8 protein-coding genes are annotated in these 4,249 nt (G+C 37.3%); 7 read left to right on the forward strand and 1 reads right to left on the reverse strand.

Annotated features, from left to right (window positions below; all coding sequences use genetic code 11):
- Positions 1-53: 53 nt before the first annotated feature.
- The 5 genes from I4641_RS23345 (at position 54) to I4641_RS23365 (ending at position 2,089) form a co-directional block, all read left to right on the forward strand.
- Positions 54-419, forward strand: a complete 366-nt coding sequence (locus I4641_RS23345; protein ID WP_229642983.1) for a hypothetical protein — start codon at positions 54-56, stop codon at positions 417-419.
- 66 nt (positions 420-485) lie between these two features.
- Positions 486-710, forward strand: coding sequence for a hypothetical protein (locus I4641_RS23350; RefSeq protein ID WP_229642984.1), 225 nt, complete (start codon positions 486-488; stop codon positions 708-710).
- Positions 689-1,102 carry a type II toxin-antitoxin system VapC family toxin gene (locus I4641_RS23355; RefSeq protein ID WP_229642985.1) on the forward strand — a complete coding sequence of 138 codons (414 nt, stop codon included), beginning with the start codon at positions 689-691 and terminating at the stop codon, positions 1,100-1,102. The genes I4641_RS23350 and I4641_RS23355 overlap by 22 nt, the downstream gene beginning before the upstream one ends.
- A gap of 199 nt (positions 1,103-1,301) precedes the next feature.
- Positions 1,302-1,583, forward strand: a complete 282-nt coding sequence (locus tag I4641_RS23360; protein ID WP_229642986.1) for a type II toxin-antitoxin system TacA family antitoxin — start codon at positions 1,302-1,304, stop codon at positions 1,581-1,583.
- Positions 1,583-2,089, forward strand: a complete 507-nt coding sequence (locus I4641_RS23365; RefSeq protein WP_229642987.1) for a GNAT family N-acetyltransferase — start codon at positions 1,583-1,585, stop codon at positions 2,087-2,089. The genes I4641_RS23360 and I4641_RS23365 overlap by 1 nt, the downstream gene beginning before the upstream one ends.
- Positions 2,090-2,148: 59 nt before the next feature.
- On the opposite strand, the gene I4641_RS23370 is transcribed toward I4641_RS23365, so the two are convergent.
- Positions 2,149-2,361 (reverse strand): hypothetical protein, encoded by a 213-nt coding sequence (locus tag I4641_RS23370; protein ID WP_229642988.1) that lies wholly within the window; start codon positions 2,359-2,361, stop codon positions 2,149-2,151.
- A gap of 169 nt (positions 2,362-2,530) precedes the next feature.
- Here I4641_RS23370 and I4641_RS23375 point away from each other — a divergent pair, with 169 nt between their 5' ends.
- Entirely contained in the window at positions 2,531-2,950 is a 420-nt protein-coding gene (locus I4641_RS23375) for a hypothetical protein (protein WP_229642989.1), read from the forward strand.
- Positions 2,951-2,966: 16 nt separating this feature from the next.
- On the forward strand, positions 2,967-4,073 hold the full coding sequence (locus I4641_RS23380) for a hypothetical protein (protein WP_229642990.1): 1,107 nt from the start codon (positions 2,967-2,969) through the stop codon (positions 4,071-4,073).
- The last annotated feature ends 176 nt before the right edge of the window (positions 4,074-4,249 follow it).

Raw genomic sequence — 4,249 nt, forward strand, 5'->3', positions numbered from 1 at the left:
GGTTTTGATGTTCAATATTTCCTCTCAACGAAACTGAAAACCCGCAACCAGTTGTGAAACTGTACCCAAAAGAGAAAGTGGAAAATGCGATCGCTTTAGTTAGAGCGAGGAAGCGAGAGCAGCACATACCAAATCCATCGGGGTATTTCGTATCGGCACTCAAAGGAGATTGGAGGGCGAAAAATTTAGTGTCTGAAGAGGGGAGCGATCGCCAAACTCAAGAAATAGACAAAACTGCAATATTTCGTCATTGGTACGATTTAGCAAGAGAATTAGGGTATTGCTCTGGTCAGGAGATGAGAGAGGGAGAACAATGGGTTTATTTGTCTGGGTCTTGGGAAAAATGGAGTGATGCGGTGAATCGTGGCTATTCACTGGAGTATCTGAAGAAGATAATCAAGCGGAATCAGGGACAATAAAAAGTGTTCGGTTAGAAGGAAAGAGTAAGCCAGTTAAATACAATAGAAGATATAGATAAAAAATTAATGCTTCCTGCTATGAGCCTCAAAGAACTGCAAAATCAAGTACTAAAACTACCCACCAATGAAAAATGGCAATTGGTTCAAACTCTACTTAGTGCGATTCAAGCAGATACGAAAGAAACAACCAAAAGCCTAGAAAAAAAATATCCTCTACGGGAATTGCCGATTAAGATTAGTGATGATTTTGACGAACCCATGACAGAACTATGGGAGGCATTAGGTTCGTGATTCTCTTAGATACTCATACTTGGCTTTGGTGGTTGCACGATCCTACTCAAATATCATTACCAGCACAAAATGCGATTGAAGAAGCAGAAAAGAAGAATGAGATTCTGATTTCTAGTATTTCAGTTTGGGAGATTGCCGTAAAACATAGCCTGAATAAACTAGAACTTCCTTTACCGATAAAAGAATGGTTTGAACTGGCTCAACAGCAACCAGGTATGACTATTGAACCGCTTTCACCTTTAGATGCGATACATAGTGCAAATTTACCAGGAGAATTTCATAAAGATCCCGCAGATCGGATATTAGTAGCGATAGCTAGAAGATATGACATACCGATAATTAGTCGTGACAATAAAATACAAAATTATCCCCATGTCAAAACAATTTGGTAAAGTTCCAATACTCACCATCAGAAATGAAGAGGGGGATGATGAAGATAATCCACTAATTCTGAGTTTCAAAAATAACTATGTTTTTCGCATCGCATTTTGGGGTAAAAAGTAGTTCGTTGTGGAATTTGTTCTAAAGTATTATCGAGCTAAGATAGATATACGGCATTTAGCCGTATAAAGAGCAAAGAAAAATCTTTTGATGAATAAATCCAATAAACCAAGTGCAAGACTAGAAGCTCGTGTAGATCCAGAAATAAAAGCAAGGTGGCAACAAGCAGCAGATTTAGAAGGTAGAAGTTTAACTGATTTCATAATTACCAGTATGCAAGAATCAAGCGAGCGAGTAATTCAACGCCATCAGAGAATGAAATTAGCTCAACAAGATTCGCGAGATTTTGTGGAGACACTAATCGAGCCACCAGAACCAAATAAGCAACTGATTGAGGCAGCAAGAAAATACCAAGAAATAATGGGTGAGTAATGACTGTAGAAATAGTCTTACTAGATTCAAAAAGGCATCAACGAGAAAATTTTGATTGTGGAGTGGAAAGTCTCAATGGATACATCAAAAAAATAGCCTCTCAAGATCTTAAAAGGAAAGCTGCCACAGTTTTTGTCTCAATAGATTCCTCAACGCAAAATGTAACTGCATATTACACACTTTCATCATTTAGTCTGGAACTGACAGAAATAGAACCTAGATTGACAAAAAAGCTACCTCGTTATCCTTTGCTACCAGCAACGATGTTAGGTCGTTTAGCGGTAGATAAACAGTATAAGGGCAGGGGTTTAGGTCAGTTAATGCTAGTGGATGCGATGAAAAAATCCTACCAAGCAAGCCAGCAAATAGCTTCTGTTGCTCTTATAGTTGAGGCGATTGACGAGGGAGCAGTCAGCTTTTATCAAAAGTTTGGATTCATTAACTTTCAGTCGAGCCAAGAGCGTTTGTATTTACCAATGAAAACTATCGAAAAAATAACTACGTGAAGAGCGATGCCTACGGCACAGCGATCGCAAATCGCATTTTTGGGTAAATTAAAGATAATTTAGTCATCGATGTGAGAATCAATGAGGTCGATGAGCCACTGATTACGGCTTTTAATATCGTGTTGTTCTAAATAACTGTCGAGACGATCGCGCCAAGAGCGATCGCAGCGAATGCGAATCTCAACAGGGTCATCGTATTTTTGGGGTTGTCCGCCTCGACCTTTATAGTATTCTCCACGTTTGCCACCCCATCCTGAAGCTTGGTTAGTCATAATTTCACCATTAAATTAAATGATTGTGTCAGTAAAATATAAAGATTCTTGAGAATAATGTTAATATCTTCTCAAGATATGAGAGAAAATTAGTGGAGAGTAAGCAATTGTAGATAAATAGGTGAAGACTTTAAACTAATAAATATCCAAATACTTTCAAAATAGTCTTATGTCTCCCTGGGTTCAAGATCCTAATTCTGGCGGAGTTAAAATTACCGAAAAAGTTCGAGAGCGGGTTAAACAAAGAATTTTAAACTACGCTGAAACCAATTATTCAGGAAAATACATTAGACTAGATGTTCGCTTTCGCGGTCAGTTTTGTTACATAGATGCCTATAAAGAGCCAGATATAGCCGCTGATTTTCCTCCCCCTGATTTTCCAGAATCAAGAGAAGAATATCTCGAACGCAGGAGGAATAACCCAATTCATCTCTGTCGACTTCGCTATTTTGGAAATGAGGCAGGTTGGGGCTTTGCTTTTTATTCCTATAGCAGCGAAAAATACAAACTCTCTGTGTTCGATAATGGTGAATTTTACGGTACTCCCGAAGAAGCCTTTGAATCATCAGCAATGTATTTACAGGATTGAATAAAAAAATTTAGCAATGAGTGAATATCAGTATTATGAATTTCAAACAATAGACCGCCCATTAAACGATCGAGAACGAGAAGCTATTAGTCAATTATCTAGCAGAGTTGAACTAACAGCTAGTAAAGCAATATTTACCTATAGCTATGGAGATTTTCGAGGAGAACCCCAGAGTATTTTAGCTGAGTACTTTGATGCTATGTACTATGTGGCTAATTGGGGGACTCAACAACTAATGTTTCGGTTTCCCACATCTCTGATAAATATCAAGCAAATAGAGCCATATTGCATCGAAGACTCTATATCCATATTGAAAAGAGGTAGTTATGTAATCTTAGATATCTGTTTTAACATTGAAGATGGTTTTGGGTGGATTGAAGGAGGAGGAGAGCTTAGTGAAGTAATTGATTTGCGGAATGATATCCTACAACAGGACTATCGTTTACTTTATCTAGCTTGGCTTAAAGCAATCACTCTACAAGATATTAACGAGCAAAAAATTGAGCCGCCCGTACCACCTGGGTTAAATAAATTATCGCGCTCTTTAAATGCCTTTGTAGAATTATTTGGTGTGAATGAATATTTGATAAAAGTTGGAGCAAAAGCCAGTAGTAAACAGATATCAATCAGCGATGAAACTTGGTTGAAAGCAATTGCCAAATTACCAAGAGAAGAATGCGATCTCATTCTATTAGAGCTAGTAAAAGGAAAAATAAATTTAGCCATAGAGTTCCAGCAAAAAATATCCAAGCAAATAACATCCTCTCAATCCGAAATAAAATCTGCCAGAAGCATATTACAATTATTCAAAAGTGCTGAACAAGAAGAGAAAGAAACAAAACAAAAACAAAAGCAAGAAGCAGAAGCAAAAAAAATAGAAGAACTAAAACGATTTGCTACTCAAGAAGCACGAGCTTGGTCGGAGATTGAAAGATTATTAGTAGTAGCTCAAGCCAAACCTTATGAGGAGGCAGTCAAATTATTAGTCAAGCTGAAAGATTTAGCAGTGTATCAAAAAAAACAAGCTGAATTCCAAAGACGTTTAAATCATATTTATGACAAATATACTAGACGTGTAGGTTTGATTAGACGTTTAAAGAACGCAGGGTTACATCGGCAATGATAAATTTTTAAAATATTTCTGGTCATAATTAGAATAAAAATGGTTGTTGTTACCATTGCGCGAGAACATTGATGCGATCGTGAAGACAATAAACCCAGGCGCAACAGAAATCCGCTTCGCCAATAAGCTTAGACGTATTTACATTGCATTAACTAAATCACCTTTATTTTTTTATT

Origin of the sequence: Waterburya agarophytonicola KI4, assembly GCF_020640915.1 — a bacterium.
Taxonomy (GTDB): domain Bacteria; phylum Cyanobacteriota; class Cyanobacteriia; order Cyanobacteriales; family Xenococcaceae; genus Waterburya; species Waterburya agarophytonicola.

Coding starts and splice junctions, on each gene's coding strand:
- I4641_RS23370 (WP_229642988.1), bottom strand. CDS start 2,361: ATGACTAACCAAGCTTCAGGATGGGGTGGCAAACGTGGAGAATACTAT.
- I4641_RS23350 (WP_229642984.1), top strand. CDS start 486: ATGCTTCCTGCTATGAGCCTCAAAGAACTGCAAAATCAAGTACTAAAA.
- I4641_RS23375 (WP_229642989.1), top strand. CDS start 2,531: ATGTCTCCCTGGGTTCAAGATCCTAATTCTGGCGGAGTTAAAATTACC.
- I4641_RS23360 (WP_229642986.1), top strand. CDS start 1,302: ATGAATAAATCCAATAAACCAAGTGCAAGACTAGAAGCTCGTGTAGAT.
- I4641_RS23355 (WP_229642985.1), top strand. CDS start 689: ATGGGAGGCATTAGGTTCGTGATTCTCTTAGATACTCATACTTGGCTT.
- I4641_RS23365 (WP_229642987.1), top strand. CDS start 1,583: ATGACTGTAGAAATAGTCTTACTAGATTCAAAAAGGCATCAACGAGAA.
- I4641_RS23380 (WP_229642990.1), top strand. CDS start 2,967: ATGAGTGAATATCAGTATTATGAATTTCAAACAATAGACCGCCCATTA.